The sequence below is a fragment of the Cupriavidus necator genome (genome assembly GCF_016127575.1).
GTDB classification, from domain to species: domain Bacteria; phylum Pseudomonadota; class Gammaproteobacteria; order Burkholderiales; family Burkholderiaceae; genus Cupriavidus; species Cupriavidus necator_D.
In genome coordinates this window covers 2,157,912-2,184,647 of sequence record NZ_CP066019.1, presented here as the reverse complement: position 1 = coordinate 2,184,647, position 26,736 = coordinate 2,157,912, and the positions used below count along the sequence as shown (strand labels likewise).

The 26,736-nt window shown below is 64.6% G+C and carries 25 protein-coding genes and 1 pseudogene; 13 read left to right on the top strand and 13 right to left on the bottom strand.

Features of this window, described 5'->3' with window-relative positions; translation table 11 throughout:
• Positions 1-188 precede the first annotated feature (188 nt).
• Positions 189-965 (bottom strand): aldolase, encoded by a 777-nt coding sequence (locus tag I6H87_RS28885; RefSeq protein ID WP_010812758.1) that lies wholly within the window; start codon positions 963-965, stop codon positions 189-191.
• Between the two features lie 47 nt (positions 966-1,012).
• A complete protein-coding gene (locus tag I6H87_RS28880) occupies positions 1,013-2,002 on the bottom strand; it encodes a Bug family tripartite tricarboxylate transporter substrate binding protein (protein WP_011617585.1) in 990 nt (329 codons plus the stop codon).
• Positions 2,003-2,151: 149 nt separating this feature from the next.
• Between I6H87_RS28880 and I6H87_RS28875 the strand changes: the two genes are divergently transcribed.
• Positions 2,152-2,751 carry a helix-turn-helix domain-containing protein gene (locus I6H87_RS28875; protein ID WP_010812760.1) on the top strand — a complete coding sequence of 200 codons (600 nt, stop codon included), beginning with the start codon at positions 2,152-2,154 and terminating at the stop codon, positions 2,749-2,751.
• Positions 2,752-2,903: 152 nt separating this feature from the next.
• Here I6H87_RS28875 and I6H87_RS28870 read toward each other — a convergent pair whose 3' ends face one another.
• Entirely contained in the window at positions 2,904-3,761 is an 858-nt protein-coding gene (locus tag I6H87_RS28870) for an alpha/beta hydrolase (RefSeq protein WP_011617584.1), read from the bottom strand.
• Positions 3,762-3,898: 137 nt separating this feature from the next.
• On the opposite strand from I6H87_RS28870, the gene I6H87_RS28865 reads away from it, so the two are divergent.
• The 4 genes from I6H87_RS28865 to I6H87_RS28850 all read left to right on the top strand — a co-directional run bounded on the left by I6H87_RS28865 (position 3,899) and on the right by I6H87_RS28850 (position 7,298).
• The gene (locus tag I6H87_RS28865) at positions 3,899-4,684 is read left to right on the top strand and encodes an AraC family transcriptional regulator (protein WP_011617583.1); all 786 of its coding nucleotides are present in this window, start codon (positions 3,899-3,901) and stop codon (positions 4,682-4,684) included.
• A gap of 146 nt (positions 4,685-4,830) precedes the next feature.
• Positions 4,831-5,295: a RidA family protein gene (locus I6H87_RS28860; RefSeq protein ID WP_011617582.1), complete on the top strand. Its 465-nt coding sequence runs from the start codon at positions 4,831-4,833 to the stop codon at positions 5,293-5,295.
• 3 nt (positions 5,296-5,298) lie between these two features.
• A complete protein-coding gene (locus I6H87_RS28855; RefSeq protein WP_010812764.1) occupies positions 5,299-6,675 on the top strand; it encodes an adenylosuccinate synthetase in 1,377 nt (458 codons plus the stop codon).
• The gene (locus I6H87_RS28850) at positions 6,672-7,298 is read left to right on the top strand and encodes a pyridoxamine 5'-phosphate oxidase family protein (RefSeq protein WP_174549448.1); all 627 of its coding nucleotides are present in this window, start codon (positions 6,672-6,674) and stop codon (positions 7,296-7,298) included. Before I6H87_RS28855 ends, I6H87_RS28850 begins: the two co-directional genes overlap by 4 nt.
• A 52-nt stretch (positions 7,299-7,350) precedes the next feature.
• Here I6H87_RS28850 and I6H87_RS28845 read toward each other — a convergent pair.
• Together I6H87_RS28845 and I6H87_RS28840 are read right to left on the bottom strand one after the other, a co-directional pair.
• A pseudogene (locus I6H87_RS28845) lies at positions 7,351-7,491 on the bottom strand (transposase); the annotation flags it as partial.
• Between the two features lie 311 nt (positions 7,492-7,802).
• Positions 7,803-8,141 (bottom strand): winged helix-turn-helix transcriptional regulator, encoded by a 339-nt coding sequence (locus I6H87_RS28840; protein WP_011617580.1) that lies wholly within the window; start codon positions 8,139-8,141, stop codon positions 7,803-7,805.
• Between the two features lie 90 nt (positions 8,142-8,231).
• Between I6H87_RS28840 and I6H87_RS28835 the strand changes: the two genes are divergently transcribed.
• From I6H87_RS28835 to I6H87_RS28825, 3 genes are all read left to right on the top strand, one after another.
• On the top strand, positions 8,232-8,561 hold the full coding sequence (locus I6H87_RS28835) for a nuclear transport factor 2 family protein (protein WP_011617579.1): 330 nt from the start codon (positions 8,232-8,234) through the stop codon (positions 8,559-8,561).
• Positions 8,558-9,337 carry an SDR family oxidoreductase gene (locus tag I6H87_RS28830; protein ID WP_011617578.1) on the top strand — a complete coding sequence of 260 codons (780 nt, stop codon included), beginning with the start codon at positions 8,558-8,560 and terminating at the stop codon, positions 9,335-9,337. The genes I6H87_RS28835 and I6H87_RS28830 overlap by 4 nt, the downstream gene beginning before the upstream one ends.
• A gap of 437 nt (positions 9,338-9,774) precedes the next feature.
• A complete protein-coding gene (locus I6H87_RS28825) occupies positions 9,775-11,148 on the top strand; it encodes an MFS transporter (protein WP_010812767.1) in 1,374 nt (457 codons plus the stop codon).
• Positions 11,149-11,188: 40 nt separating this feature from the next.
• On the opposite strand, the gene I6H87_RS28820 is transcribed toward I6H87_RS28825, so the two are convergent.
• Complete coding sequence (locus I6H87_RS28820) at positions 11,189-11,680, bottom strand: polyhydroxyalkanoate granule-associated phasin (RefSeq protein ID WP_231881453.1); 492 nt, start codon at positions 11,678-11,680, stop codon at positions 11,189-11,191.
• A gap of 363 nt (positions 11,681-12,043) precedes the next feature.
• Here I6H87_RS28820 and I6H87_RS28815 point away from each other — a divergent pair, with 363 nt between their 5' ends.
• Positions 12,044-12,523 carry a carboxymuconolactone decarboxylase family protein gene (locus I6H87_RS28815; protein WP_010812769.1) on the top strand — a complete coding sequence of 160 codons (480 nt, stop codon included), beginning with the start codon at positions 12,044-12,046 and terminating at the stop codon, positions 12,521-12,523.
• A 73-nt stretch (positions 12,524-12,596) separates the two neighbouring features.
• Complete coding sequence (locus I6H87_RS28810; RefSeq protein ID WP_371852230.1) at positions 12,597-12,938, top strand: cupin domain-containing protein; 342 nt, start codon at positions 12,597-12,599, stop codon at positions 12,936-12,938.
• A 72-nt stretch (positions 12,939-13,010) separates the two neighbouring features.
• Here I6H87_RS28810 and I6H87_RS28805 read toward each other — a convergent pair whose 3' ends face one another.
• From I6H87_RS28805 to I6H87_RS28795, 3 genes are all read right to left on the bottom strand, one after another.
• A complete protein-coding gene (locus I6H87_RS28805) occupies positions 13,011-13,517 on the bottom strand; it encodes an Ohr family peroxiredoxin (protein WP_011617575.1) in 507 nt (168 codons plus the stop codon).
• 17 nt (positions 13,518-13,534) lie between these two features.
• On the bottom strand, positions 13,535-14,293 hold the full coding sequence (locus tag I6H87_RS28800; protein WP_010812772.1) for an SDR family oxidoreductase: 759 nt from the start codon (positions 14,291-14,293) through the stop codon (positions 13,535-13,537).
• 144 nt (positions 14,294-14,437) lie between these two features.
• On the bottom strand, positions 14,438-15,373 hold the full coding sequence (locus tag I6H87_RS28795) for a GlxA family transcriptional regulator (RefSeq protein WP_010812773.1): 936 nt from the start codon (positions 15,371-15,373) through the stop codon (positions 14,438-14,440).
• 453 nt (positions 15,374-15,826) lie between these two features.
• Here I6H87_RS28795 and I6H87_RS28790 point away from each other — a divergent pair, with 453 nt between their 5' ends.
• Positions 15,827-16,846, top strand: coding sequence for a LysR family transcriptional regulator (locus tag I6H87_RS28790; RefSeq protein WP_011617574.1), 1,020 nt, complete (start codon positions 15,827-15,829; stop codon positions 16,844-16,846).
• 37 nt (positions 16,847-16,883) lie between these two features.
• Here I6H87_RS28790 and I6H87_RS28785 read toward each other — a convergent pair whose 3' ends face one another.
• Positions 16,884-17,819 (bottom strand): LysR substrate-binding domain-containing protein, encoded by a 936-nt coding sequence (locus tag I6H87_RS28785; RefSeq protein ID WP_010812775.1) that lies wholly within the window; start codon positions 17,817-17,819, stop codon positions 16,884-16,886.
• A 119-nt stretch (positions 17,820-17,938) separates the two neighbouring features.
• On the opposite strand from I6H87_RS28785, the gene I6H87_RS28780 reads away from it, so the two are divergent.
• Positions 17,939-21,505, top strand: coding sequence for an indolepyruvate ferredoxin oxidoreductase family protein (locus I6H87_RS28780; RefSeq protein WP_011617573.1), 3,567 nt, complete (start codon positions 17,939-17,941; stop codon positions 21,503-21,505).
• Between the two features lie 41 nt (positions 21,506-21,546).
• On the opposite strand, the gene I6H87_RS28775 is transcribed toward I6H87_RS28780, so the two are convergent.
• Together I6H87_RS28775 and I6H87_RS28770 are read right to left on the bottom strand one after the other, a co-directional pair.
• Complete coding sequence (locus I6H87_RS28775) at positions 21,547-22,164, bottom strand: LysE family translocator (RefSeq protein ID WP_011617572.1); 618 nt, start codon at positions 22,162-22,164, stop codon at positions 21,547-21,549.
• Positions 22,165-22,217: 53 nt separating this feature from the next.
• Positions 22,218-22,841, bottom strand: a complete 624-nt coding sequence (locus I6H87_RS28770; RefSeq protein ID WP_011617571.1) for an FMN-binding negative transcriptional regulator — start codon at positions 22,839-22,841, stop codon at positions 22,218-22,220.
• A gap of 83 nt (positions 22,842-22,924) precedes the next feature.
• Between I6H87_RS28770 and pdxR the strand changes: the two genes are divergently transcribed.
• Complete coding sequence (gene pdxR / locus I6H87_RS28765) at positions 22,925-24,499, top strand: MocR-like pyridoxine biosynthesis transcription factor PdxR (protein ID WP_011617570.1); 1,575 nt, start codon at positions 22,925-22,927, stop codon at positions 24,497-24,499.
• On the opposite strand, the gene I6H87_RS28760 is transcribed toward pdxR, so the two are convergent.
• Entirely contained in the window at positions 24,477-26,576 is a 2,100-nt protein-coding gene (locus I6H87_RS28760; RefSeq protein WP_041688178.1) for a TonB-dependent siderophore receptor, read from the bottom strand. The genes pdxR and I6H87_RS28760 overlap by 23 nt on opposite strands.
• Positions 26,577-26,736: the final 160 nt, after the last annotated feature.

Sequence of the window (26,736 nt, the reverse complement as noted above, 5' to 3'; positions counted from 1 at the left end):
CAGATCTGCGATTCCCGCCCTGCCTGCCATGACGCGATTATCCCATTCGACCAATACTGTCGGAGCTTGCGCTTCTCATATCAAGCAAGCGGCAATGGCGCAGGGCCAGGCGTGGTTCAGGTTCTCAGCAGACTGCAGACTTCGCCATGTCCTGGCCGTGCTTGCGCCGGCCCGTCGGCGCCCTGTTGCTATTCGGCGCCCAGCCCGCGACGCGCACGCCGCGAGTAGTAGGCAAAGGTAGCTTCGAACCGCTTTTGGGTGCTGACCCAGCGCTGCGCTTCGCAGCCCAGATCGTGCGGGATCGGCTGGATCGGGCCCGCCGCCATGGCCAGCAGTTGCAGCCGGGCGGCACGCTCGAACATCACACCCAGTACGCAGGCTTCTTCCACCGTGGCACCGGCCACCAGCAGGCCGTGGTGGGACAACAGGATGGCCTTCTTGTCACCAAGGGCTCCCGAGATGATTTCTCCCTCTTCATTGCCGACAGGAATGCCAGGCCATTTCTCAAGGAACGCGCACTGGTCGTAGAGCACGCACGTGTCCATATGCGAAATGACCAGCGGCACCTCCAGCATCGCCAGCGCCGAGGCGTGCGGCGCGTGCGAATGGACAATGCAGTTCAGGTCCGGACGCGCACGGTAGAGCCAGGAATGGAAGCGGTTGGCCGGGTTCGGCATGCCGCTGCCTTCCAGGACTTCCAGGTCTTCGTTGACGAGCAGCAGGTTGTCGGACGTGATTTCGTCGAAGCCCAGACCCAGGCGCTGGGTCCAGTAGGTGCCAGGCTGTTCTGCGCGCGCGGTGATCTGGCCTGAGAGGCCGGAGTCGTGCCCGAAGGCGAACAGGATCCGGCAGGTTTCGGCTACTGCCTCGCGCAGCGGCATTTTCTGCGTGCGCAGTTCCATCTGGATTTTCTGGAGCGAGGCGGCGACGATTTCGCTCTTGCTCAGTTGCATGGTGCTGGCCATGGGATTTTCCTTTCGTTGTGCTGGAGAAGGGGAGCTTTCAGTCCGCGTTACCTGGTCTTGTTGTCAGCCTTGAGCAAGGCCGACCAGCGCTGGTCTTCTTCTTTGATCAGCTTGCGGAATTGTTCGGGCGACGATGACATCGGTTCAGTGCCCTGTGCCATCAGCGTGGCCTTGAACTTGGGGTTCGATACCACGCCGGCAATGGCTGTGTTGAGCTTCTTCACGATGGCGGCATCAAGGCCGGCAGGCGCAATCAGGCCTGCCACCGAACCGGACACGATGGTCGGCAGGCCCAGTTCCGGTGTCGCCGGCACGTCCGGCGCGGTGGCCAGCCGCCGCGGATTGGCAACGGCCAACGCCCGCAGCTTGCCGGAGGCGACGAATGGCATCACCTGCGGCGTGGCCTCGAATGTCATGTTGACCTGCCCCGAGACAACGTTGGTCACCGATTCAGCGCCGCTCTTGAACGGTACGTGCAGGAATTCGGCCCGGGCCGCGTCCTGCAGCACGCGCATGCCCTGGTACGGCGAGCTGCCGACGCCTGCGGTGCCTACGCTGACGGCGCCGGGCTGGCGTTGCGCGAGCTTGATCAGTTCGGGCAGCGTCCTGGCCGGGACGTCGGCGCCGACCACCACCAGATGGGGCGTGGAACCGACGAGCGAGATATAGGTGAAGTCCTTCGCGCTATCAAAGCTGACCTTGACGTCCGTATGCGGATTGACCGCAAGGACGCCCACGGTGGCAAACATCAGTGTGTAGCCATCGGGCCGGGCACGACGTACGAAATCTGCCGCGATGTTGCCGCCCGCGCCGGGGCGGTTTTCCACGACGATCGACTGGCCAAGCTGTTCAGACAGGGCCTTGCCGGTGGCGCGTGCCACCAGGTCAGTGATGCCGCCGGCGCCGAATGGCACCACCAGCGTAATGGGACGATCCGGATAGCCGGCCGCGTGGGCAGCAGGCAAACCACTGAGGAAGAGGGTGACAAACAGGGCTGCTGCACCTGCGAGATGGGGGCGCTTGGGACTCACTTGCATGCTCCTTCGGGGGCGGGTGGGGAAACAAGTGTGTCTATAATGACACCGAAGTGTCATTTAGGCAAACCGAGTTGCCGATGTGTCGTGCCGACCTTACAATCCGAGCCGACCCATGCGCCTGTCCGGGCGCTTCTAACCAGTGACTGCGGATGATCAGGAAGCAAGAATCGGGCGCTCCGGCCGCTCTTTCGACCATCGCCGAACGGCTGGCGGCACTGCGCAAGCTCAACGGGCTGACGCTTGAGGAACTGGCGCAACGGGCATCGCTGACCAAGAGCTACCTGTCCAAGCTGGAGCGCGGCCTGTCGTCGCCGACCATCGGTACGGTGCTCAAGCTGGCCGAGGCCCTCGACGTGACCGTCGACCAGCTGATCGCCAAGCCGCAGCGCGGCAATGAGATCCTGCTGGTCAAGGCCGCGGACCGGGTTCCGTTCAGCCCGTCCGCCGAGCGCCAGGGCTATACCTACGAAGCCATTGCCACGGAGCGCGTGGACAAGGCGATGCAGCCCTTCGTCATGGTGCCGCCGTTCACGCTGGCACAAGACCAGCCAATGGCCAGCCATGCCGGCGAAGAGCTGATCTTCGTCGTATCGGGCGAGATGGAGGTGCTGTTCGATGACCGCACGGTACGGATGCGGGCTGGCGACTCGCTGTATTTCAACGCATCGATCCCGCATCGCTCGCGCTCGATTGGCAAGACCCTGGCACAGGCGCTGGTGGTAGTCAGCGACCGGAAGAGGGTGGGGTAGCGCGTGGTTTGCCACGCCATGGAATCTTCTGATCACGAGTTCGCGCTTTCACAACCGTGCAGGCAAGCGCCCCGATCCGGTGATTGCACCGGGACCGCGGACATGGCGGCCTATGCTGAATGCCGCCCTGCCCGCGATCCGGCCCTCAGGCCTCAGGCGCGCTCGATCATGCGCAACACCGACGCGGCCAGGGCGCCATCGGCATCGCCCAGCAGGTCGACCGCGTCGAAATGATGGCCGCGCTCCTGCACCACCACCTGCACGTCAAAGCCGCATTCGCCCAGCAGCGCCTGGTATTCGCGCTGCAGCCGGTGGTACTCCGGCGACTCATCCCCGCCAGCGGTCAGGATCATGGGCAATTTCACTCGTGGAACATGATGAATCGGGCTGTAGCTGGCGACATCCGCCTCGGTCAGGCCGACCACCTTGTTGAGATAGCACAGGCGGATAGGTTCCAGGTCATACAGGCCGCTGATCGCGCATCCGCCCTTGAGCACGTCAGCGGGGAGGCCGAACGACTCCCAATCGGTTCCTGCCAGCGTGGCGGTGAGATGTCCGCCGGCTGAGTGGCCGGATACATAGATGCGGTTCGCATCGAACCCCAGTTCGGCCGCATTGCCGTAGAGCCATGCCACGGCGTCGCGATTATCGCGGACGATCTCGGCCATCCCGACCTCCGGGGCGAGCCGGTAGTTCACCACGGCGACGTTGATGTCGTGCTTCAGGTACGGGGCGGCAACGTGGCTGAAGTCCGACTTGTCCAGCGATTGCCAGTAGCCGCCATGAATGAAGACGAGCAACGGACGGCTCCTGGTGGCTGCGGGAAAGAAGTCCAGCGCCTGCTTGGCGTCCAGGCCATACGCAAGGTTCTCCTTTACGGGATGGGCGCGACGGAATGCGGCGCTGGTGTTCTCCCATCCCTTGAAGATGTCCTGGAACCCGGGAATTCCCGCCCTGACGTTGTACTGCTTGTCCAGTTCTTCCTGATTGAAGTTTCGATACACTGACATTACTTTTGGCTCCAGACTGTGGGACCGATGCCTCGATTCCATTTGATCGTTGCGACGCATTTGGCGTCCGGCCAAAGATACGTATCGGCGTGTGGCTGCGCGCGCCCCTGGATGACAACGACTATCGCAAAGACGCCATGTTTGGAAAGAGCGAAAACCGGGATGACTACCAGGCGATAGACCGGCGAGTGGGCGGGATGGCGCGCAAGCTGAAGGACGGCTTCTATATCTCCGCGCATTCCCACCCGCGTGGCCAGCTGATCTACGCCTATGTGGGCGCTATCCTGGTGACCACCGATTTCGGCTCCTGGGTGGTGCCGCCTCAACGCGCGGTCTGGGTTCCGTGCAACGTCGAGCACGCCATGCAGGCCTGCGGCGATGTGGAAATGCGCACGGTCTATATTCGCGCTGATGCCATTCCTGATGAGTTGCGCAACTGTTGTGTCGTCGCTGTGCCGCCGCTGCTGCGCGAACTGATATCGGCCGCCGTGCGCATGCCGCTGGACTATGACGAAAGCGGCCGCGACGGCCTGGTGGTGCAGCTTCTGCTGCAGGAACTGCGCCCGCTTTCCGTGGTGCCGCTGCATCTGCCGATGCCCAAGGACCCTCGGCTGAGCAAGATCTGCGCAAAGATCCTCGAGGACCCTGCCGATGAGACTTCCGTGGCGGCGTGGAGCCGTTCGGTCGGCGCCAGCGAGCGCACCATCATCCGCCTGTTTCCCGAAGAAACGGGCATGACCTACAGCCGCTGGAAGCAGCAGGCCCGGCTGATGGCCGCGGTACGCCTGCTTGCCGAGGGCTGCCATGTCACGGACATCGCGCTGCAACTTGGCTATGAGAGTCCAAGTGCCTTCAGTGCCATGTTCAGGCGTGCGCTGGGCATGACGCCGACCGAATACTTCAGGGACATGGCTGGCGACTAGGCGCCAGCCGGCAGGTTGGCGTCTGCGCGACATCAACTGGCGTCGCCACGCGAATCTAAGGCTTAACTGTGCGGCACAGTCGTGGTGTCGGCGGAGGCCCGCACCGTGCTCACTTCGCCGACACTTTTTCAAGTCGAGGAGTCAGTATGTCAGTGATGGATCGTATCCAGGCTGCCGGCATTGTCTTGCCTGCCACGGAATTTCCCAAGGCGCACTATGTCCCTTACACCCTGCACCATGGTTTGCTGACGGTATCGGGGCAGTTGCCGCTTCAGGACGGCAAGCCGGTCTTCGTCGGCAAGGTCCCGGGCGCAGTCACCGTCGAAGCGGCACAGCAGGCCGCGCGGTTGTGCCTGGCCAACCTGCTGGGTTGGGTGGCGGCAGCGACCGATGGGGATTTCGAACGAATCCGGGGCATCGTCCGCGTTGGAGGCTATGTTGCGGCGGAGCCGGGTTTCCATGATGCGCCGCTGGTGATCAATGCAGCGTCGGAATTGCTGAACCGGATCTTTGAAGAGAGAGGGCGCCATGCCCGCCTGGCGCTCGGCGTGGCGAGCCTTCCCTTCGGTGCCCCGGTGGAGATCGAGGCGACATTTGCGCTGGACGCGTAGGCGATGGGCACCGCGAAAAAGGCGGGGTACGCCGACGTCCTGGTCGGACTGCAATATGGCGATGAGGGGAAGGCGCGGGTCGTCGATCACCTCGCCGGCGAGTACGAGGTGATTGCGCGCTTCAATGGCGGCGCGAACGCCGGGCATACCATCGCCACGCCTGACGGAACCTTGCGGCTACGGCAGGTCCCCTCCGGGGTGCTGCATCCCGGCGTTGCGCTCTACATCGGCTCAGGCTGCGTGATCGGGTTGCAGCAACTGGCAGCCGAAATCGAGATGCTCGCGGCGCAGGGGATCGATCTGGGCGGGCGGTTGACGATCAGTGACAGGTGTCCGGTCGTCCAGCCTCTCCATGTCCTGGCCGATCGCCACGATGGCGCCCAGATTGGCACCACCGGCAACGGCATCGGCCCGTGTTATGCGGATCTCGCGACCCGCGTGCGGGGAGGGGAGCGATCTTCGTTTCAGCTCCGCGACCTGGTGGTTGACGGGAGCCGGGTGTTCGAGCAGATGATGCGGCTGGCCGTGCAGCGCGACGGCGACGGCGAGGGTCTTGTGGCCGTGGTGAACGCGATGCGCCAGGCGTGGAAGGTGGTTGAGCCGTTCGTGACGGACGATCCGGTTGCGCTCTTGCGGCGGGTCGAAGCGGGTGCCAATGTGCTCTTCGAGGGCGCGCAGTCCGTCATGCTCGATGTGGTGCAGGGCGTTCAGCCTTGGGTCACGTCCAGCCATACGATGCCTTCTTACGCGTATGTGGGTGGCGACCTCCCATGCAAGTATCACCGCAAGACCATCGGCGTCGCCAAGGCGATCGTATCCCGGGTCGGCAGCGGGCCGTTGCCAACCGAACTTGGCGCAGGGCGATCCGAGGCCTATTGCGCCGATGCGGCGCGGGAGGGCCGCGGCGGGGCCGACGAGGCGGCCAGGCTGGATCCGCTGGCTTTGCTCGCCGAAGCGGACGAATTCTCCATCGGCGTGGCGATCCGGATGCTGTCGAATGAGTACGGCACCGGAACCGGCCGGCCACGGCGGGTAGGGCTGCTTGACGTGGCGCAGCTCCGGCTTGCTGTACGGCAATGCGGGGTTGACGAGGTGTATCTGAACAAGTGCGACAGCCTGGCGGCCTTTGACCGCACGCGCGAGCGCTGCATCCCGGTCGTTGCCGGCGCCACTGACACCGGTGGCCAGCGCGTGGTGCGGTTTCCTGCCTTTGCCGAAGACACCATCCCGAGGGATGCCACTTCCCCCCTGCCTCCGCAACTGGAAGCCCTGCTTGAATGGCTGGCGGATGCCATTGGCCGGCCCTTGCGCGGAATTGGTTTGGGGCCCGGACGCGCGCAGATGCGGCATTTTCAGAACCATCAGCAGACGAGACCATGACGACCACGACACCCGCCTACCTTCACAACGAAATGCGCCGGACCGACCTGGCCTGGACCGACTGGCCGGCCATCGAGGCCTTCCTCCGGAACGAGCTGATCTGCCGGGTCGCGGTGCATGACACACCCTATCCCTACATTACCGCGCAGAGCTTTACCTTCACCGGCGACGCCTTCCTGATCCACAGTTCCAGATTCGGAAAGCTGGCCTCGGCGATTCGGTCGAATCCCCTGGTCACGATCGAGGTCGACCGGCCCGTGGCCTTGCTGAAGGCACCGAAGGGACAGAATACAAGCCTCGAGTACTACAGCGCCATCGCGCGATGCGAAGTCACGCTGCGTGACAGTGCCGACGAGGTGCGTGCGCACCAGTACCAGGCGCTGGACAAGTTCCGGCCCGAGAAAGACTACTCGCCGATCGAGGACGGCGCAGCCAGCCAGATCGTTGCCTATCGCTGCGAGATTCGTGAGATGAGCGCGAAGAAACGCATTCTTGCCGATGGACAGTACTCGCCACCGGGTCAGCCGAAAGCGCCGTACCTGCGCTATCCCTTCCAGTCCGGTGCCACGCTGTCCGGCTTGCCGCCGGAGGCATTCGATCCCCACAGGTTTGCTTCCAGGTGAGTCAGGCCATCGCGCGACATGAAGAGGTGCTCCGGCACCTCTTCTTTTTGGTTCAACGAGGAATTCCGGGGAACGCCGCCTTGATCTTCAGGAAGAAGTAGTCCTCGACACGGTAGCCGTAGGCTCGGCGCTTGATGACTTTGATGGTGTTGTTGATGCCCTCAACGACGCTTGTGTTCAGCGGGTGCCGGCATCACGCGCTATACGATGCCCGAGCGAACTGTTACGCCTTCCTGTGAGCGGAGAGGTGAACATTAGGATATCCGCATATTCTGATTTGATGCCTTCATTGCATGCTGCACTGCAAGTGTCGAACAAATCGGAGACACGATTTCACAGCGCGGTCGGCCGTCTCAGTTCGCCCCAGTGCTGCCTCTCAAATGAGATGGACGACCGTCAGGTTCCAGCGCGACATGAGACCATCGCGGATGAGACCACGTCGACGACTTTGCGAATTGGAGTTCTGGATGACAGCTAGCGTCACGCACGCAAGCTCGTCGCAGCCTACGGAAAGTCTTCACGGTGCTCCGCCCATGTCAGGATCGCATCCAGTGCCGGGCACAACGCCTGGCCCCAATCAGTCAGGCGGTAGTCCACCTTCGGCGGCACCTGATGATAGACCGTACGTGTCACGATGCCGTCCGCTTCGAGGCGGCGTAGCTGCTGGGCAAGCATCTTCTGTGTGATGCCGGGGATCAGTCTCTCGAGGTCCGAAAAGCGCTGTACCTGACCACCGAAAAGGTGAAACAAAATCACCAGCTTCCAGCGGCCTTCCAGCAGCTTGAATGCGGCTTCGACATCGATTGCGGCAGTCGCGGGGGTGTAGTTTTTTCGGTTAGCCAAGGGTTACTTACTTTTTTGTGCGTTCTTGCGATACGGTAACTGTAGCGCCATGATTGGGGCATGCAAACCTTCACGTTGAGGTAAACCCCGATGAACATGATGCTGCCTCCGCCACTGGATGCCTATCTGCTCGCGGAAACCGTCACGGACACCGCCCCTCTCTCGAACTGCTTTACCGCCGATGCCGTTGTGCGGGACGAAGGCCGCACGATCAAGGGGCTGGAAGCAATCCAGGCCTGGAAGAAGGACAGCAAAACCAGGTACCAGTACAGCATTGAGCCGTTGGACGTCTCCCAGAACGGCGCCACTGTGACGATGCACGCACGACTCACGGGCACATTCCCTGGCAGCCCGGTCGAGCTGACCTACACGTTCGTCCTGGCCGGCGGCAGGATTGCGTCGCTGGAGATTCGCCAATGAGCTCCGCACCCGAACTTCTGGGGCTTCGGGCGCTCGTTACGGGCGGAACGAAAGGCGTCGGCAAAGCCGTCGTCGCACGCCTTTGCGAGGCAGGTGCGAACGTTCTGACGACGGCGCGTTCCCGTCCCGATGAACTTGCCGAAGAACGGTTCATCGGGGCGGACATCACGACGGCCAAGGGCTGTAAAGCCATTGTCGACGCCGTGCTCAAGCGGTTCGGTGGCGTCGATATAGTCGTGCACGTCGTGGGCGGCTCATCTGCACCGGCCGGTGGCTTCAGCGTGCTAGATGACGATGAATGGAACAAGGCATTGAACCTGAACCTATTCCCGGCAGTGCGCATCGATCGCGCGCTGTTGCCCTCGATGGTCGAGCAGCGTTCGGGCGTCATTATCCACGTCACGTCGATCCAGCGGCAATTACCGTTGCCGGAGGCGACGATTGCCTATGCCGCCGCCAAGGCTGCCCTGTCAAACTACAGCAAAGCCTTGTCCAAGGAGGTCAGTCCGAAGGGCGTTCGCGTCGTGCGTGTCTCACCGGGCTGGGTCGAGACGGATGCCGCCGCAGGTCTCGTTGCCGAGATCGCCCGCCAAGGCGGCATCGACGCGGAAGGCGCCCGCAAGGTCATCATGGATTCGCTCGGCGGCATTCCTCTTGGCCGGCCATGCTCACCCCGGGAAGTGGCAGAACTCATTGGTTTCCTCGTCTCTGGCCGCGCCAGCGCCATCACCGGCACTGAGTACGTCATCGACGGAGGAACTGTTCCGACTGCGTGATCTGAGCCGCTTGCCCGGCCGCCCTGGTGTCGAACGTGTCTGCCTACGGACAGGCAGCCACGACCAAGCCTCTTCTGCGACACAGGGCTTCTGTTCGCGACCGCCGCAACGGTCTACGAGCCGACGGTCACAGCATCATTGACGACTGTCTCTTATCGGTCCGGGAGCGGGCAGTCGTGAAATTTCCTTGAGCGACTCAAGCTGGCCGAACTCGGCCGTCGGACCAGTGGCCTTCCCCGGAAATCGGCGATGAACCTTTTTTTTTGGGGCCCACGCGACCCGCGGCAATTGGCTTGGCACCTGCGAGACAGACCTTGGCGTTCCCGCGCGCGTCGCGGCTGCGTCTCCACGCGACAGTAGCAGGCGATATCGCATCGATGCGTTATCGCCTGCCGCCAGTGCCCAAGAGCGCTGGTACTGGAACTACTGGAGACAAGATGAAGCTTACCTCTCTCGAGCTGATGCGCGTGCGCACCGGCGACCGGCTGGAACGGCTACCCGTATGCGGGTATCACCGCCTTCTGTTTGCCATCATTGCGCTGGCCTTCTTTTTCGATAACCTCGACCTGGCCATGATGACGTATCTGCTGGGATCGATTCGGACGGAATTCGGGTTGACCGCAGCGCAGGCCGGCATGCTCGGCAGCGCCAGCTTCGTCGGCATGGCCACTGGCGCGATCAGCTCCGGGGTGCTGGCGGACAAGTTCGGCCGCAAGCCGGTCTTCCAGGTCAGCATGATCATCTGGGGCGTGGGCAGCTATCTGTGCTCCACCGCGAACGGTCCCATGGAGCTGGGTGCGTATCGGCTGTTGCTCGGGCTCGGCATGGGCATGGAGCTGCCATTGGCGCAGACGCTGATGTCGGAATTCATTCCCGCGCGCCAGCGCGGCAAGTACCTGGCGCTGATGGACGGAAACTGGCCGATCGCCTTCATTTGCGCTGGGCTGATGTCGTACTACGTGCTGAGCGCCTACACCTGGCGCACGATGTTCCTGCTCGGCGCGGTCCCGGCGCTATTCCTGATCGTAGTCCGCCGCTTTGTGCCCGAGTCCCCGCGCTGGCTGGAGTCGCAGGGACGCCATGCCGAAGCGGCCGACATTGTCGACCGTATCGAGCAATCGGTCATGCGGCGGATGAAGCTCGATGCGTTGCCGGAAGTCACGCCGGCGGCAGCGGCGGCGGAGCCGGCCACATCGGGCCTGCGCGTGCTCTGGTCCCGCGAGTACCGTAGTCGGACCTTGACCGTATGGGGCCTGTGGTTCTTCGCCCTGCTGGGGTTCTACGGCCTCAATACCTGGATTGGCGCGTTGCTGCAGCAATCGGGCCTCGGGGTAACCAAATCCGTGCTGTACACGGTGTATATCTCAATCGGCGGCATTCCCGGCTTTCTCTGGGCCGCATGGGCGGTGGAGCGCTGGGGGCGCAAGCCAGCATGCGTGGCGACTCTGGTGGGCGGGGCGTGCATGGTGTTTATCTACGGCAGGGTCGCCGGGTCCAGTCCCGACCCCATGGCGCTCTTCCTTTCCGGCGGCATGATGCAGTTCTTCATGTTCGGCATGTGGGCAGTGCTCTATACCTATACGCCGGAACTGTATCCCACGCGGGCGCGCGCTTCAGGTTGCGGGATGGCGTCGACGGTCGGGCGGATCGGATCGCTGCTGGGTCCGGCGTTGGTGGGGCTGGTTCTGCCCGTTGCCGGCCAGGCTGGAGTGTTCTGCCTTGGCGCGCTGTGTTTCCTTGCTGCGGCCGGCATCGTGTTCCGGTTCGGCATCGAGACCCGTGGCAGAGCGCTGGAGACCATTGCTGACTAATACCGCCCCTAGCGATGCATGCGCCCGGGCCCGGCAGCCTTCATGATGCACGCAGGCGCTTCGCATTTGCCATCGCGCGGCCGTGGATCGGCGCGAGGATCTGCTGCATCAGGTTTGTCGCCAGGTCTGCCAGCTGCAGCGGGTTGCCGGGGAACCCGGCGGCCAATTGCAGAAGGTCGGCCTGGCGTTCGAACCATTGCGCGGCGGATCGACTGGACGCCAGCGTCGCCGCGGCCGCGGAGGTCGCCCAAAGATGATCGCTGGTGTCCTTTGCGAGGGTCATGGTCAGGTTGATCCATCCCGAACCCATGGCAAGCAACGATTCAGACGCGGCCTCTCCTTTCTCAACGCTCATCAGGCTGAATTCGCGCTGGTCCTGTTCGCCAGGCGCCGGACCGGCGATGGCCATGCGCGTGGTGCGAATGCTGACGACATGTATTGCTGCCTGGAGCAGTTCGCACATGTCACGAAAGAGGCGGGAGGAGTTTGCAGAAGCGTCGAGGATCGGCTGCGGAAGAGGGGAGGAGGGCACGCGGGTTTTCCTTCGGCATCCGATGAATAACGGACACCTGGCAAGTTCTTGGGAGGCGAGCGGCGTCCGGGTCGCTTTTCGAAGGCGTAGCCGGCTGGCATGCCTCCAAGCATAGGGGTATTTATGTTGCATTGCACCATTTCTTTTGGTTTTCTGCGCTGGATCGGCACGACACGACAGGATCCGGCTTCCCCCGAGCCGCGCTACGCCAAAGCCCTGATTGGTGTCGAAGCCTCAACAGTGTGGGTACCTTGGCGCGCCTACCGCCGTGCGCCGCCGCGGCCTACGATTTGCTCCATGCCGCGGCACGCAGTGGTGAGTGCCACGGCATCCCTTCACATTTTCCATCCCTCAGGAGCCGACATGACCCAACGCGTGAATGCCATGAAGCAGTCCCCCGAACTCTTCAAGAAGTACCTGGAATTCGGCACCCTGCTGCAGGACAATGCGATCGAGCCATCCATCCGTGACCTGGTCGAGATTCGCGCTTCGCAACTCAATGGCTGTGCCTTCTGCCTGGACATGCACGTCAAGCAGTCGCGCATCCATGGCGAGCGAGAGCTCCGCCTTCACCATGTCGCGATCTGGCGCGAATCGACGCTGTTCCAGCCGCGCGAGCGGGCCGCGCTGGCGTGGACCGAGGTGCTGACCAACATCCCGCCGCACGGTGTGCCGGATGACCTGTACGAGCGCGTGCGCGCGCATCTGTCGGAAAAGGAACTCTCGGACCTGACCTTTCTGGTCATGGCCATCAATGGCTGGAACCGGCTGAACGTGGCCTTCCGGACCGTGCCGGGCTCGGCCGACAAGGCCTATGGCCTCGATAAGGCAAAGCTGGAGTGACATCGTGAAAATCATCAGAACGCTGGGCCTGGCCCCGCTGCTGCTTTCCGTCCTGCTGGTGGCGCAACCGGCCATGGCTGCGCCGCCGGAGCCCAAGGTGACGCTGCTGTCGACAGAGGCGCTTCCGGAATATCCCGGCAAGGAGGTGCAGATGATCGTGGTGGAATACCCGCCCGGCGGCGCCGACCCGGTGCATCGCCATGACGCGCACGGATTCGTCTATGTCCTTGAGGGCAGTATCGTGATGGGAGTCCGGGGCGGCAAGGAAGTCACGCTGACTGCCGGGCAGACCTTCCACGAAGGCCCTGACGATATTCATATTGTCGGGCGCAACGCCAGCAACACCAGGCCCGCGAAGTTCATGGTGCTGTTGCTGAAGAACAAGGGCGCTCCGATCCTGACGCCAACGAAGTAGCACATTGGCCGGCTGCGGATGCGATCCCGAAGGTTCAGGGATCGCATCCGCGGGCCCGTCGTTGCGCGCAGCTCAGTCAACCACTGCCACGACGCTGACAATGCCCTGCCTGGCCATCTTCACATAGGGGCAGAAGCGCTCGGTATTGCGCACCAGTTCTTCCGCCACCTGTCGTTGCACGCCAGGCATCCTGACCCGGATGTCCGCGGCCAGCGCGAAGCCGCCGTCAACGGGATCGCGGCCGAACGCTATCTCCACTTCCACTGCGAGGTTGTCGACGCTGACATTGGATCGCTGGGCCAGCAGGTTCAGCGCCCCATGAAAGCAGGCGGCATATCCCGCGGCGAACAACTGCTCGGGATTGGTGCCGTGGCCGTGGCCGGGGCCGCCCAGCGCCGCCGGCAGCCGCAGGTCGATGACAAGATTGCCGTCGTCGGAACGCGCCACGCCCGAGGCGCGGCCGTGTCCGGTTTCCCCGCCCGAGACGGTGACGGTCGTGGTGTAGAGGGCGTGGAAGCCCTGCCCGCGATACTTGTCGAGCAGGCTCAGCGGGGGGGCTTGCAGCCCCTTGTTGTCCATATGGCCCGCCCGCGTTGTCAGGCCTTCGGCTTCTGGCTCTGTCGCAGCCACGCTTCGAAAGCGGTCTTGCCCAGGCGTGCCGGGCCTTCCGGTACCAGCGTATCGTCTTGCAGTTCGGCGCCGAAATAGCGGGCCTTGCCATCGACGACAACCTTGCGCGGATCCTTGGTGGCATCGAGATAGCGTTGCACGAGGTCGCTCAGGTGGAAGCGTTCCGGCCCGGCGATATCGACGATGCCGTTGACGGGATCGGCAAGGGCGTGGTCGGCCACAGCTTCGGCCACGTCATCCGAGGCAATCGGCTGGATCGATGCGGATGACAGGCGCACGGAATCGCCATCGGCGCCCGACTGGACGATGCCGCCAAGGAATTCGAGGAACTGCGTGGAGCGGACAATGGTGTAAGGGATGCCGGCGTTCCGGATCAGCGCTTCCTGCGCAATCTTGCCGCGGAAGTAGCCACTTTGTGAGAGCTTGTCCGTGCCGACCACTGACAGCGCCACATGGTGCGCGACACCGGCTGCCTTCTCCGCCGCCGCAAGGTTGCGGCCGGACGTCTCGAAGAAATGCAGGACGGCATCATCCGCGAACGATGGCGAGTTGGCCACGTCCACGACAACCTGCGCCCCGGCAAGTGCCTGGCTCAGGCCTTCGCCTGTCAGCGCATTCACGCCGGTCTGCGGAGACGCGGCAACGACTTCATGGCCTTGCCCGGCAAGCCGGGCGACGACCTTGCTGCCGATCAGGCCAGTACCTCCAATCACAACGATCTTCATCATGCACCTCGATTCTGGTGGAAGGGATGGGCATCCAACCCATGTCCCATGCTAGGCGAAGGGGTGCAGTGACGGTAGCGCCGGCGGCGGACGCATGGTGTTTCCCGTTCGGCACCAATGGTGCGGCCGGGTTGTGGCGTTTTCTCAGCCGGTCACCTTCGACCGATACTCGCTGGGCGAGAAGCCCAGGTTGCGCTGGAACGTAAGGCGCATCCGTTCCTCGCTGCCGAAGCCGCACTGCCTTGCGATCTGCTCCACCGGCAGATGCAGGTCCTGGAGCAGCCGGCGTGCGGCTTCCAGCCGGAAATGCTCAACCCCCTTGGCCGGGGTGCGCCCGGTCTTTTGCTTGTAGACCCGGGCAAAGTTGCGGGGGCTCATTCCGACCTGTTCGGCGAGCTGTTCCACTGACAGCCCTTCCCGCGACAGGTTTTCGATGATCCATAGATGGAGCGCCTCGAACAGCGGCACGTGCCGGCTCTGCGCCAGCAGGATCTCGCTGATCTGTGGCTGCGTGCCCGGCCGCTTGATGAAGACCGCCAGCTCCCTGGCCGCGCTCAGCGAGATATCGTGGCCATAGTCGTCCTCGACCAGCGCAAGCGCCATGTCGATGCCGGTGGTCACGCCGGCCGAGGTCCAGATGCGGTCCTGGCGGACGAAAATGGCGTCCCGGTCCAGTTCGACCGCGGCAAAGCGCGCGCGGAACTGCGCATGCATCGCCCAGTGAGTGGCAGCGCGCCTGCCGTCAAGCAAGCCCGCTTGCGCAAGCAGGAAGGCCCCGCTGCAGACCGAGGCAACGCGGCGTACCTGTCCGGCGGCCTGCTGCAGCCAGGCGACCAGCGAGGTGGCGCTGTCGAGCACCCTGACCATCTCGGGGGCACCCGGGAGGATGATCGTATCGATGTGCTGCAGATCGATTTCCGAGAGCGCCATGGCCTGCACGGCGGTGCCTTCGGCCGAGGCAACCAGGCCGCCGTGCTCGCTTGCCAGATAGCTCCGGTAGCCGGCGAAGCCGCGTTCGCGTGCAAACCGGGAGGCAGCCCAGAACACGGTTTGCGGTCCGGTGAGATCAAGCAGGCTCATGTCCGGGAAGGCCACGAACAGAAGATTGCGTGGCTGGTCGTCAAGTGTCCGGGAAGAGGGCGCAGGCGGAGAGGGAACCATGGCAGGGATCTTGAAAGTCGATGGATGTTATGCCGCCGGCGCGATCCCGCGCAAGGCATGTGGCCGGCAAGCACGCGCAGTGCGACGCCTTCGCCACGGATCGCAGCGGAAGGCCCTGTGGACCGGCGCCTTCCGCTGCTTCATATCTGCATTGTCGCCGCTCGCGCCGGGCCGGATGGCAGAAATCCAGGGGCATCTGTCATTTACCCGGGCATGGCGGGTCATTACGATCATGCCATGGTTGTGCACCGCACAGCGTGGATCCTCATTCGTTGCGCCGCTCCGAAAGGCAATGACATGGACATCGTCGTTCCAGACGTTCGCCTGACGTCCCCTGTCAACCGCGGGGGGGCGGATAGAGACGTAACCGGTATGCCGCAGCGGGGCTTTCGCCCCGGCCCGCCGGATCGCGCGGACGGGCTGTCCGCCAGTTTCGCGGCAAGCTACGCCGGCATCATCGCCTTCATGGCGGTCGCCACCGAGGGCAGCTTCTCCAAGGCGGGCGAGCGGCTGGGCATCGGCCGCTCAGCGGTCAGCCGCAACGTCCTGAAGCTGGAAACGCAGCTGAGCACCCGGCTGTTCCTGCGCACCACGCGCACCACCCAACTGACCCGCGAGGGCGAGCGCTTCTTCGAGAACTGCCACCAGGGCGTGGCGCATATCGTCGAGGCCATGAACGACATGCTGGAACTGCGCCTTGGACCGCCAAGCGGCCTGCTTCGCATTAGCGCGACGGCCGGCTTCGGCCGCAAGGTGGTGGCGCCGCTGCTGTCGAAGTTCTCGGCGGCTTATCCGGACATTTCCCTGGACCTGGTGCTCGATGACCGGCCAACGGACTTCGCGGCCGGGAACATCGACGTCGCGTTCCGCAATGGCCGCATCGAGGATTCAAGCATCGTTGCGAAGCAGCTGATCCCGATGCAGATGGCTGTGTGCGCGTCTCCTGCCTACGCGGCGCGGCATGGACTACCGTCGACGCTGGAGGATATCGCCCGGCACGAATGCATCAACACCCGCATCGCCGGCGCGCGCATCCTTGAATGGGAATTCAAGGTCGAGGGGCATGTGCGCAAGGTTGTGCCTGCCGCAAGGCTGACGTTCAATGACCCTGAGCTGGTGCTGGCGGCGGTGCTCGACGGGCTGGGCATCGCGCAGATGGCGGGCTACCAGGCCTGCGACCGCATCGCCCGCGGCGAACTGGTCATCGCCATGGGACGGTATGCGCCTGACGACCGCGGGCATTACATCTGTTACCTCAGCCGCCAGCACCTGCCCTCGCGCATCCGCGTTTTTGTTGACTTCATGACTGAAGAGATCCGGGCGCTCAATCTGCATTGCCTGGCGGACTTCTACACGGACTACTCGACGACAGGCTACCGGTCCTTCAGATAGCGTTGTTGTAAGGGCGCGGGCAATCGAATGTCCCGCCTCAGCTCCCGCACGCGTGAATCAGGAACTCCCTCAGCGCATCCGCCGGCTTGCCCAGCTTGCGCCCGGGCTGCCACAGCATGCCAACCTCCATGTCCGGCACCGCATTGGCAATCGGGCGGGCCTCGATCTGCTTTCCCTCCAGTGACCACGGGCGATACACCATGTCGGACAGCACGGTGACGCCGAAGCCATGCGCCACCAGCCCGCGCAGGGCCTCCATCGAGCCGGTCCGGAATGCGACCTTGGGTGCGAGCCGGTGGCTGCGCCAGTAACGCAGCGTGGATTCCTCGGCCTCGTCCACGGTGATGAGGATATACGGATAGGCCGCAATATCGCGCAGCGAAGGGCGCTCGACGGCCAGCAGCGGATGGCTGGACGAAGTCCACAACTGGCGCCGGGATCGCATCAGCGTATGGCGCTGGAAGCGCTGGGGCCGCTCCAGGTTCGACAGCAGCGCGATGCCCAGCTCGATCTCCCCCGCCAGCACGGCCCGCTCGATATCGGGCCGGTCCATGTCGAGCAGATCCAGTTCGATGTCCGGATAGTTGGTGCGAAAGCGCGCCAGCAGCCCCGGCAGGAAGTAGCCCAGCACCGTATAGGAGGCGGCAAGGCGCACGCTGCCCTGCAACCCGTGCACCTGGAAGCGCGGCTCGCGCAGCGCATCCTCGACCGAATCCAGGATCTGGCGGGCGTGCTGGAAGAAGAGGTGGCCTTCTGCCGTCAACGTCACCCCATGGGGCCGGCGCTCGAACAGGCGTACCGCCAGGCGCTGCTCAAGCGCCAGCACGGCATTGGTGATGGCCGACTGCGAGACATGCTCGGCGGTCGCGGCCATCGAGAATTGCCCGGTCTCCGCGGCCGCGACGAAGTAGCGGAACTGCCTCAGCGTGACTTCCTTGGCCAGTCTTTCCGAGCCTTCGCGCGCCTTGAACATGGGAATCTCCGGGTTATCCGTTTTTCAGATATCAGGTGTTTGAATTCATGATTTTACGATGACGGCACGGATTTCTAAACTGCTCCGGATACAAGAGAACAAGCACGGAGACTGAGATCGTGAATGCCCCGCTGAACCCCGCCTTGCTCGAAGCCCTGGCCAGCGCCAGCCTGGACGACAAGTACACCCTGGAGCAGGGCCGCGTCTACATGAGCGGCGTGCAGGCCCTGGTCCGCCTGCCAATGCTACAGAAGGCGCGCGACCGCGCCGCCGGCCTCAACACCGCCGGCTTTATCTCGGGCTATCGCGGCTCGCCGCTGGGCGGCGTCGACCAGGCCCTGTGGAAGGCCAAGCAGCACCTGGCGGCCAGCGACGTGGTGTTCCAGCCCGGCGTCAACGAAGACCTTGCCGCGACCGCCGTCTGGGGCAGCCAGCAGGTCAACCTGTTCCCCGGCGCCACGCGCGACGGCGTGTTCTCGATGTGGTATGGCAAGGGGCCGGGCGTGGACCGGTCCATCGACGTGCTCAAGCATGCCAATTCGGCCGGCTCGTCGCGCCATGGCGGCGTGCTGCTGCTGGCCGGCGACGACCATGCCGCCAAGTCCTCCACCGTGGCGCACCAGTCGGAGCACGTGCTGCAGGCCGCCGGCATCCCGGTGCTGTACCCCGCCAATGTGCAGGAGTACCTCGACTACGGCCTGCATGGCTGGGCCATGAGCCGGTATTCCGGCCTGTGGGTGGCAATGAAGTGCGTCACCGACGTGGTGGAGTCGACCGCCTCGGTCGAGATCGATCCCGAGCGCGTGCAGATCGCGCTGCCGCAGGACTTTGTCATGCCGCAGGGCGGACTCAATATCCGCTGGCCCGATTCCCCGCTGGAGCAGGAGGCGCGGCTGCTTGACCACAAGTGGTATGCGGCGCTGGCCTATGTGCGGGCCAACCGCCTCAATCGCGTCGTGCTCGATTCGCCGAACGCGCGCTTCGGCATCATGACTGCCGGCAAGGCGTACCTGGACGTGCGCCAGGCGCTCGCAGACCTGGGCCTGGACGATGACACGTGCGCCCGCATCGGCATCCGCGTCTACAAGGTGGGTTGCGTGTGGCCGCTGGAGGCGCACGGCGCCCGTGAGTTCGCCACCGGCCTGGAAGAGATCCTGGTGGTGGAAGAGAAGCGGCAGATCCTCGAATACGCACTCAAGGAAGAGCTGTACAACTGGCGCGAGGATGTGCGGCCCAAGGTCTTCGGCAAGTTCGACCAGCGTGGCAACGATGGCGGCGAGTGGTCGGTGCCGCGTGGCAACTGGCTGCTGCCCGCGCACTATGAATTGTCGCCGGCGCTGATCGCCAAGGCCATCGCCCGCCGGCTGGAACGCTTTGACCTGCCGGAAGCGGTGCGCGCACGCATTGCCGCGCGCGTGGCGCTGATCGAGGCCAAGGAGCGCGAGGCCGCGCAGCCGCGCATCGCGGTGGAGCGCAAGCCCTGGTTCTGCTCGGGGTGCCCGCACAATACGTCCACGCGCGTGCCGGAGGGCTCGCGTGCGCTGGCCGGCATCGGGTGCCACTACATGACCCTGTGGATGGACCGCAATACCGACACCTTCAGCCAGATGGGCGGCGAAGGCGTGGCCTGGACCGGCCAGATGCATTTCACCGGCGACAAGCACGTGTTTGCCAACCTGGGCGACGGCACGTATTTCCACTCGGGGCTGCTGGCCATCCGCGCATCGATCGCGGCCAAGGCCAATATCACCTACAAGATCCTGTTCAATGACGCCGTGGCAATGACCGGCGGGCAGCCCATCGACGGCGTGCTGACGGTGCCGCAGATTGCGCACCAGGTGCTGGCCGAGGGCGCGAAGAAGCTGGTCGTCGTCACCGACGAGCCGCAGAAGTATGGCGACGGCGCCATGCTGCCGTCGGGCGTGACTGTGTTCCATCGCGACCAGCTCGACGCCGTCCAGGTCGAGCTGCGCGATACCGCGGGCGTCACCATCCTGATCTACGACCAGACCTGCGCGACCGAGAAGCGCCGCCGCCGCAAGCGCGGCACCTATCCTGACCCGGCCAAGCGCGCCTTTATCAACGACGCGGTCTGCGAGGGCTGCGGCGATTGCTCGGCCAAGTCCAACTGCCTGTCGGTGGAGCCGCTGGAGACCGAACTCGGGACCAAGCGCAAGATCAACCAGTCGTCGTGCAACAAGGATTTCTCCTGCGTCAACGGCTTCTGCCCGAGCTTTGTCACTGCCGAGGGGGCGCAGGTGCGCAAGCCCGCGGCAGCGGGTGGCAAAGGCACCGGCGCCGACTTCGAGGCGCTGCCGCTGCCGCGGCTGCCGGCCCTGGAGCGGCCATACGGCGTGCTGGTCACCGGCGTGGGCGGCACTGGCGTGGTCACCATCGGCGGCCTGCTGGGCATGGCATCGCACCTTGAACGCAAGGGCGTGACCGTGCTCGACATGGCTGGCCTGGCACAGAAGGGCGGGGCTGTGATCAGCCACGTGCAGATCGCACCGGGCCCGGACGACCTGCATGCGACGCGTATCGCGACGGGTGAGGCGCGCCTGGTGATCGGGGGCGACGCCATCGTCTCGGCGTCGCCCGAGGTGTTGTCGAAGGTCCGGCATGGCCTGACCGCCGCCGTGGTCAACAGCGCCAACACGCCCACCGCGGAATTCATCAAGAACCCGAAGTGGAAGTTCCCCGGTGCCAGCGCCGAGCAGGACCTGCGCGCCAGCGTGGGCGATGCCTGCGCATTCTTCGACGCCAGCGCATGGGCGGTGACCCTGCTGGCCGACGCCATCTACTCCAACCCGCTGTTGCTCGGCTTTGCCTGGCAGAAGGGCTGGATCCCGCTGCAGCGTGAAAGCCTGCTGCGCGCGATCGAACTCAATGGGGTGTCGATCGACAAGAACCGGCTGGCATTCGAATGGGGGCGGTATCTCGCGCACCATGGCGAGGCGGCGGTCAAGGCGCACTTGCCGGGTGCTCCGGCGGCCCCGGCCGCACAGGTCGTGGCAATCCCGCAGGCGCTCGACACCCTGATCCGCAAGCGCGAGACGATGCTGGCCGAATACCAGAACTCTGCATATGCCGCCCGCTACCGCGAGGCTGTCGAGCGCATCCGCGCCGCGGAGCAGCAACTGGGCATCGACCGCAAGCTGCCGCTGACCGAGGCCGTGGCCCGCAACCTGGCCAAGCTGATGGCCTACAAAGACGAATACGAGGTGGCGCGCCTCTACGCCGATCCCGCCTTCCTGGACAAGCTGCGCGCCCAGTTTGAAGGGGAGCCCGGCCGCGACTACCAGCTCAATTTCTGGCTGGCGCCGCCGCTGCTGGCCAAGACCGACAAGGGCCACCCGGTCAAGCGCCGCTTCGGTCCGCGCACGATGACGGCATTCCGCTTGCTGGCGCGCCTGAAGGGGTTGCGTGGCACGGCGTTCGATGTGTTTGGCAAGACTGCCGAGCGCCGCGCCGAGCGGGCGCTGGTCAACGACTATCTGGCCTTGGTCGACGAGTTCGCGGCGTCCCTGAGCGCGGACAACGTCGACACCGCGCTGGCGCTTGCCGCGTTGCCGGAGGATATCCGCGGCTACGGCCACGTGAAGGAGGCCAGCATGGATGCGGCGGCAGTACGGCGGGACGCGTTGCTGGCGCAGTATCGCGGCGCGGCCCGGCGGGCTGCTGCTTGAGGGGCGGGCGGTTCGAGCCCTGCGCCGAACCGCCCCCCTGTCTATGCTTCGCGCCGGGCGAGCGCCAGAATGGCGCCCAGGCCCAGCATCGTCACGCCCGACATCCGGGTCATCAAGCGGGCGCGAGCTTCGCGGGCGGCGCCGGACTTGAGCAGACGATGCGCGGCAAACACGACAACAACGTCGACCAGCGTATTGAGCGCGACGCAAATGCAGCCCAACAGCACCAACTGCGGCACCAGAGCTTCGCTCGCCGAGACAAACTGCGGCAGGAACGCCAGAAAGAACAGCGCCGTCTTGACGTTCAGGACCTCGACCATGATGCCCTCGACCAGAGCGCGGCGCGCACCTCTGGATGGCATGGTTTCGAGCGTGACCGGCGCCTGCTTGCGCATCAGCATGCGAATCCCCAGGTACACCAGATAAGCAGCACCCAGATACTTGAGCAGGTTGAATGCCACGGCCGACTGGGCAATGACCAGCGACAGGCCCAAGGCTGCCGCGAGCACATGGAGCAAGCCTCCGAGGGCGGTGCCGAAGCATGAAGCCAGGCCTGCGGATCGGCCGCCAGCCACCGTTCGTGCAACGACATAGGCGATGGCCGGGCCGGGGGTGATGGCGAGAACGATGGCTGCGATCAGGAAGGGGATGAATGACATGGCGGGGTATTCGTCAATGGTGAGGAAAAGCTGAGCGCGGGCCCGGGGGCAATTCAACCAGCCTTGCGCATGGACTGCGCAAGTTCGCCATACCCCCGCGCCTCCAGGGTGTCGGCGGCACCGAGGCGATCCCGCAACTCCCTGTTCTGGCTGACCTTGACCTTGCCCACCAGCGAAGTGACGGCGATCTCGATGCCCACGATGTTGCGCAGCATGCTGTCGATGTACTCCGGCGCGGAGTCCCCCATCTTCCAGGGCCTGGGTTCGGCTGCCTCGTGCCGCCGTGTCAGGCGCGCAACCAGGCGGCGAACAAAACGCTCGTCGTCATGCACGGTGATCGTGCCGTGCGCGTGCACCACCTCGTAGTTCCAGGTCGGCACCTGGCGGTGCGCCTCATGCTTGCTCGGGTACCAGTTGGGCGAGATATAGGCCTCGGCGCCCCGGAACACGACCATGACCGGCGAGCCGGTGGGGCAACGCTGCCAGAGCGGGTTCGCGCGGGCCACGTGGGCTGTGAGCACGCCGTGGGTTCCCTCGCCGGGATCGAACTCGAACGGGATGTGGTCGGCATCCAGTCCGGCGCTGCCTTGCGTAACCAGCATCCCCAGCGGGTGCTCGCGGATGATGCGGCCCAGTTCCTCTGGCCGGTTTTCAGCAAAGTGAGCAGGAATATACATGGTGGGGAATCGGAAGCGATGGAATGCTCGATACTGTCGCCGACAACTGGCACAATCGGAAGGTCCGGTTTTCATGATTCTTTATGGGCCAGTCACGCCAGCCAGCCGGTACCCGTGCCGGAGCCACGGGCGCGGGGCGCCGCATCTACGATCTTCTGCGTGCCCAGATCGCGGACGGCACCCTGCCGCCGGGCGCCCGGGCGCCGTCCACACGGGCGCTGGCGTCCGAGTTGGGGGTGTCGCGTACCACTGTCACCGCCGCCTACGAACAACTTGCTGCCGAGGGCTTCCTCGTCACTGCGGTGGGGCGCGTGGCCCGAATCGCCAGCCCCCTGGCGGCACCGGCACCAGCCGGGATCAGCGCAGGCCGGCGCGCCAGGACCGCCCCAACCCTGTCCGAATTCGGGCGCCGCGTGGCGGGACTCGGCATGCCGGCACTGCTGCAGGCTGAACCGGTTCGTTTCGACTTCCTGTATGGGGCGGTGGCTTCGCGGGACTTCCCAACCCTGGCCTGGCGGCGTGCCTACCAGGCCGAACTGCTGCGCCAGCAAAACAGCCTGTCTTACGCCCCGCCAGAAGGTGAGGCGTCGCTGCGACGCGCCCTCCAGGGCTATTTGCGGCGTGCCCGGGGACTGGCCTGCGAGGCCGAGCAGGTTCTGGTGGTGCATGGCTCGCAGCAGGCCATCGACCTGTGCGCGCGGCTGCTGCTGGATGCCGGCGACGCCTTTGCCTTCGAAGATCCCGGCTACCTGATGGCGAGGCGCTGCTTCGAAGCCACCGGCGCCAGGTGCCAGGCCACGCCGGTGGACGGGAATGGCCTGGATACCGCCAGCCTTCCCCAGGACGATCGTGTGCGCCTGGTGTACGTGACACCGTCGCACCAGTTCCCACTAGGGGGCGTGCTGCCGATCGGCCGGCGCCTGGAGCTGCTGCAATGGGCGCAGCGCCACGACGCCTGGATCATCGAGGACGACTACGACGGGGAGTTCCGCTACGGCCAGCGCCCGATCGACACGCTGCGCTCGATCGACACCGACGGCCGCGTGATCTACGTCGGCACTTTCTCCAAGGCGCTGTCGCCACAACTGCGGCTCGGCTACCTGGTGCTGCCGCCTGAGCTGGTGCCGGTGTTCCGGCAGGCCAAGCGGCTGGCCGACCGCCATGCGCCCGTGCTGGAGCAGCGCGTGCTGGCAGCGCTGATCGAAAGCGGTGCCTACGAACGCCATGTGCGGCGCATGCGCCGGGAAAACGAGCGCCGGCGAGCGGCCTTGCTGGATGGCGTCGCACGTTTCCTGCCAGCGGACGCGGAAGTCTGCGGTACGGCGGCGGGGCTGCATGTGGTGCTGTGGTTGCCGTCGCTGCGGCCCCGCGACGAGACAGCGCTGGTGGCCGCTGCGCGCAGCCAGGATGTGGGGGTCTACCCGGTATCACCGTTGTTTGCAGGGGTCCGGCCGCACGGACAGCGTCGAGCGGCCGGGCTGGTGCTCGGTTATGCGAGTTTGACGGTGGAGCAGATTCAGCGGGGGATGCAGATTTTAGGGGCGGTGATTGCGGCGATGGGGCGGGCGCAAGGCCAGCCACATCAGCTTGATGGCCGCCTGACTACTGGTCAGGAGGCTCCAGGCGGGGGCCGCATCAATAGTTCATCGTCACGTTGAGCATGGCCACCCGCGGATTGCCCACTGGTAGCACGTTGTTGTTCAGGCCGCCCGCGTAGTACATCTTGTCGAACACGTTCTTGACGTTGAACGCCGCGCGCCAGTGCGATGCCACGTAGCCGACGGCAAGATCGGCCACCGTGTAGCCCGGCACGGTGTAGTTAAAGCTGTAGCCGCGCTTGGCGCTCTCGCCGCGCACGCCGGCACCGACGTACCAGCCAGCCAGCGCGCCGCGGAAGCGGTACTGGCTCCACACCGAGAAGCTGTGCCGGGGCACGCTGTTGAGCGGCTTGCCGACGTTCGCAGCCGTGGTGTCTTCGGTGACTTCGCTTGCGATATAGGCATAGGCGCCCGAAACGCTGAGGCCATTGCCGAGATCCTGCGTCAGCTCCATTTCCAGCCCGCGCGAACGCTGTTCGCCCACGGCCACGCTGAAGCCTGTGTTAACCGGATCGGTACTGAGCACATTGGTGCGGGTCAGGTCGAACGCGGCCAGGGTCAGCAGGCCGGTCTTGTCCGGCATGTCGAACTTGATGCCCACTTCGTACTGGCGGCCCTTCTCGGGCTTGAACGTGGCGCCGTTGACGTCGGTGCCGGCGTTCGGCAGGAACGAAGTGGCGAAGCTCAGGTACGGACGTGCCCAGTGCGTCAGGTCGTACATCACGCCCGCGCTGCCGGTGACGGCGTTGTCGTCGTTGCCGGTACGCGACCGCGCCAGCCGGTCCGTCGTGCTCGTCTGCGCGGATTCGTAGCGCACGCCGCCGGTCACGGTCCAGCGCTCGGCGATACGGATCTGGTCGCGCAGGTAGAGGCCAACCGCGTTTAGCGTATCGGTCGCGTCCAGGCTATAGGCGGACGGGCAGTTGATGCTGGCGCCATAGACCGGGTTGTAGACGTTCAGCGCTGCCACGCGGCACGTCTTCTGCAGGCGGTCTTCCTTCGTATGGCGGTAGTCGATGCCAAAGGTCACGCTGTGGGCATGCCCCGTGAACGCGAAAGTCCGCTGCACGTTAGTGTCAACACCGAACGAGTCCCCCGAGAAGCTCTGCTGCGTGCCACTGCGGTTCATCGCCTGGCTGTTGACGGCCATGGTGCCGGCCGACACCAGCGTGCCGGTCAGCGACGACGTCTGGTAGCGCAGGTTCTGGTTCAAGGTCCAGCCGGAGTCGAAGCGGTGCGTCAGCGCGTAGCCGATGCGGTTCTGCTCGCCGTCATAAGACGGCGCATTCGGCTCGCCGATGAAGCGGTTGCTCGGCACCACGCCATTGCGGTTCGGCACCAGGGTGCCATTCACTGGCAGGCCCTGCTGGCGCACGTAGTTGCGTTGGCTGTGGCTGGCCAGGATCGTGAAGTCCGTGCGCGTGCCAAGGTCGAGCGTCAGCGATGGCGCGATCCAGCGGTTGCGATACCAGACGTAGTCGGTCGGATCGTCGCTGTTCATCATCAGCGCGTTCAGGCGGAACGCGGCCTTGCTGTCCTTGGCCAGCGGCGTGCCGACGTCGACCGTCGTCTGCCGGAAGCCGTAGTTGCCGACGGTCAGGCCCAGTTCACCGAACAGTTCGGCACGCGGGCGCTTGCTGACCATGTTGACCAGGCCGCCCGGCTGCACCGCGCCGAACAGGATCGAGGCCGGTCCCTTGAGCACTTCCACGCGTTCCACGCCGAACAGCTCCTGCGCCACGCGGTTGTTGCTGTCGACGAGCAATCCGTCGGCAAAGATCGATTCCGATGCACGCTGGCCGCGGATGATGAAGTCGTCCCAGCCGCGCCTGCCATAGACGTTGGTGACCACGCCGGCTGAGTTCTGCAGCGCGTCGCTGAGGTTCTGTGCCTGCTGGCTGTCGAGCAGGTCACGCGTAATGACGGTGATCGACTGCGCGGCGTCGGCCGCTGATTGATCCGACTTGGTCACTCCGGCCGGCCGCCGCGTGCTGAAGCCTACGTCAGTTTGCCCGTCGGCGGCGGCGCTGACCGTCACGGATGGCAGCGTGCTGAGATCTTCGGCGGCGTGGGAAACAACGGAAGGCAGGAACAGGCAACTGACGGCGGCGGGTATGGCAAGACGGCGGACAAGCATGAGGGCGCAAGGTGAAAACGACGAAAATGGCGCATCATAAATGAGAATGGTTTGTATTTACAAGAATTTCGTCCGGCAAAAGCCGTACTAACTTTTTGATTCGTATCCATCAACGCCGTTTCTATGGCACATGCTTTCCCTACATAGCGGTCCCTGCGCA

Coding starts and splice junctions, on each gene's coding strand:
- I6H87_RS28825 (WP_010812767.1), top strand. CDS start 9,775: ATGAAGCTTACCTCTCTCGAGCTGATGCGCGTGCGCACCGGCGACCGG.
- I6H87_RS28885 (WP_010812758.1), bottom strand. CDS start 965: ATGGCCAGCACCATGCAACTGAGCAAGAGCGAAATCGTCGCCGCCTCG.
- I6H87_RS28860 (WP_011617582.1), top strand. CDS start 4,831: ATGTCAGTGATGGATCGTATCCAGGCTGCCGGCATTGTCTTGCCTGCC.
- I6H87_RS28790 (WP_011617574.1), top strand. CDS start 15,827: ATGCCGCAGCGGGGCTTTCGCCCCGGCCCGCCGGATCGCGCGGACGGG.
- I6H87_RS28835 (WP_011617579.1), top strand. CDS start 8,232: ATGAACATGATGCTGCCTCCGCCACTGGATGCCTATCTGCTCGCGGAA.
- I6H87_RS28870 (WP_011617584.1), bottom strand. CDS start 3,761: ATGTCAGTGTATCGAAACTTCAATCAGGAAGAACTGGACAAGCAGTAC.
- I6H87_RS28785 (WP_010812775.1), bottom strand. CDS start 17,819: ATGTTCAAGGCGCGCGAAGGCTCGGAAAGACTGGCCAAGGAAGTCACG.
- I6H87_RS28800 (WP_010812772.1), bottom strand. CDS start 14,293: ATGAAGATCGTTGTGATTGGAGGTACTGGCCTGATCGGCAGCAAGGTC.
- I6H87_RS28880 (WP_011617585.1), bottom strand. CDS start 2,002: ATGCAAGTGAGTCCCAAGCGCCCCCATCTCGCAGGTGCAGCAGCCCTG.
- I6H87_RS28875 (WP_010812760.1), top strand. CDS start 2,152: ATGATCAGGAAGCAAGAATCGGGCGCTCCGGCCGCTCTTTCGACCATC.
- I6H87_RS28810 (WP_371852230.1), top strand. CDS start 12,597: ATGGCTGCGCCGCCGGAGCCCAAGGTGACGCTGCTGTCGACAGAGGCG.
- I6H87_RS28775 (WP_011617572.1), bottom strand. CDS start 22,164: ATGTCATTCATCCCCTTCCTGATCGCAGCCATCGTTCTCGCCATCACC.
- I6H87_RS28855 (WP_010812764.1), top strand. CDS start 5,299: ATGGGCACCGCGAAAAAGGCGGGGTACGCCGACGTCCTGGTCGGACTG.
- I6H87_RS28770 (WP_011617571.1), bottom strand. CDS start 22,841: ATGTATATTCCTGCTCACTTTGCTGAAAACCGGCCAGAGGAACTGGGC.
- I6H87_RS28850 (WP_174549448.1), top strand. CDS start 6,672: ATGACGACCACGACACCCGCCTACCTTCACAACGAAATGCGCCGGACC.
- I6H87_RS28830 (WP_011617578.1), top strand. CDS start 8,558: ATGAGCTCCGCACCCGAACTTCTGGGGCTTCGGGCGCTCGTTACGGGC.
- I6H87_RS28815 (WP_010812769.1), top strand. CDS start 12,044: ATGACCCAACGCGTGAATGCCATGAAGCAGTCCCCCGAACTCTTCAAG.
- I6H87_RS28805 (WP_011617575.1), bottom strand. CDS start 13,517: ATGGACAACAAGGGGCTGCAAGCCCCCCCGCTGAGCCTGCTCGACAAG.
- I6H87_RS28795 (WP_010812773.1), bottom strand. CDS start 15,373: ATGAGCCTGCTTGATCTCACCGGACCGCAAACCGTGTTCTGGGCTGCC.
- I6H87_RS28760 (WP_041688178.1), bottom strand. CDS start 26,576: ATGCTTGTCCGCCGTCTTGCCATACCCGCCGCCGTCAGTTGCCTGTTC.
- pdxR (WP_011617570.1), top strand. CDS start 22,925: ATGGGCCAGTCACGCCAGCCAGCCGGTACCCGTGCCGGAGCCACGGGC.
- I6H87_RS28865 (WP_011617583.1), top strand. CDS start 3,899: ATGTTTGGAAAGAGCGAAAACCGGGATGACTACCAGGCGATAGACCGG.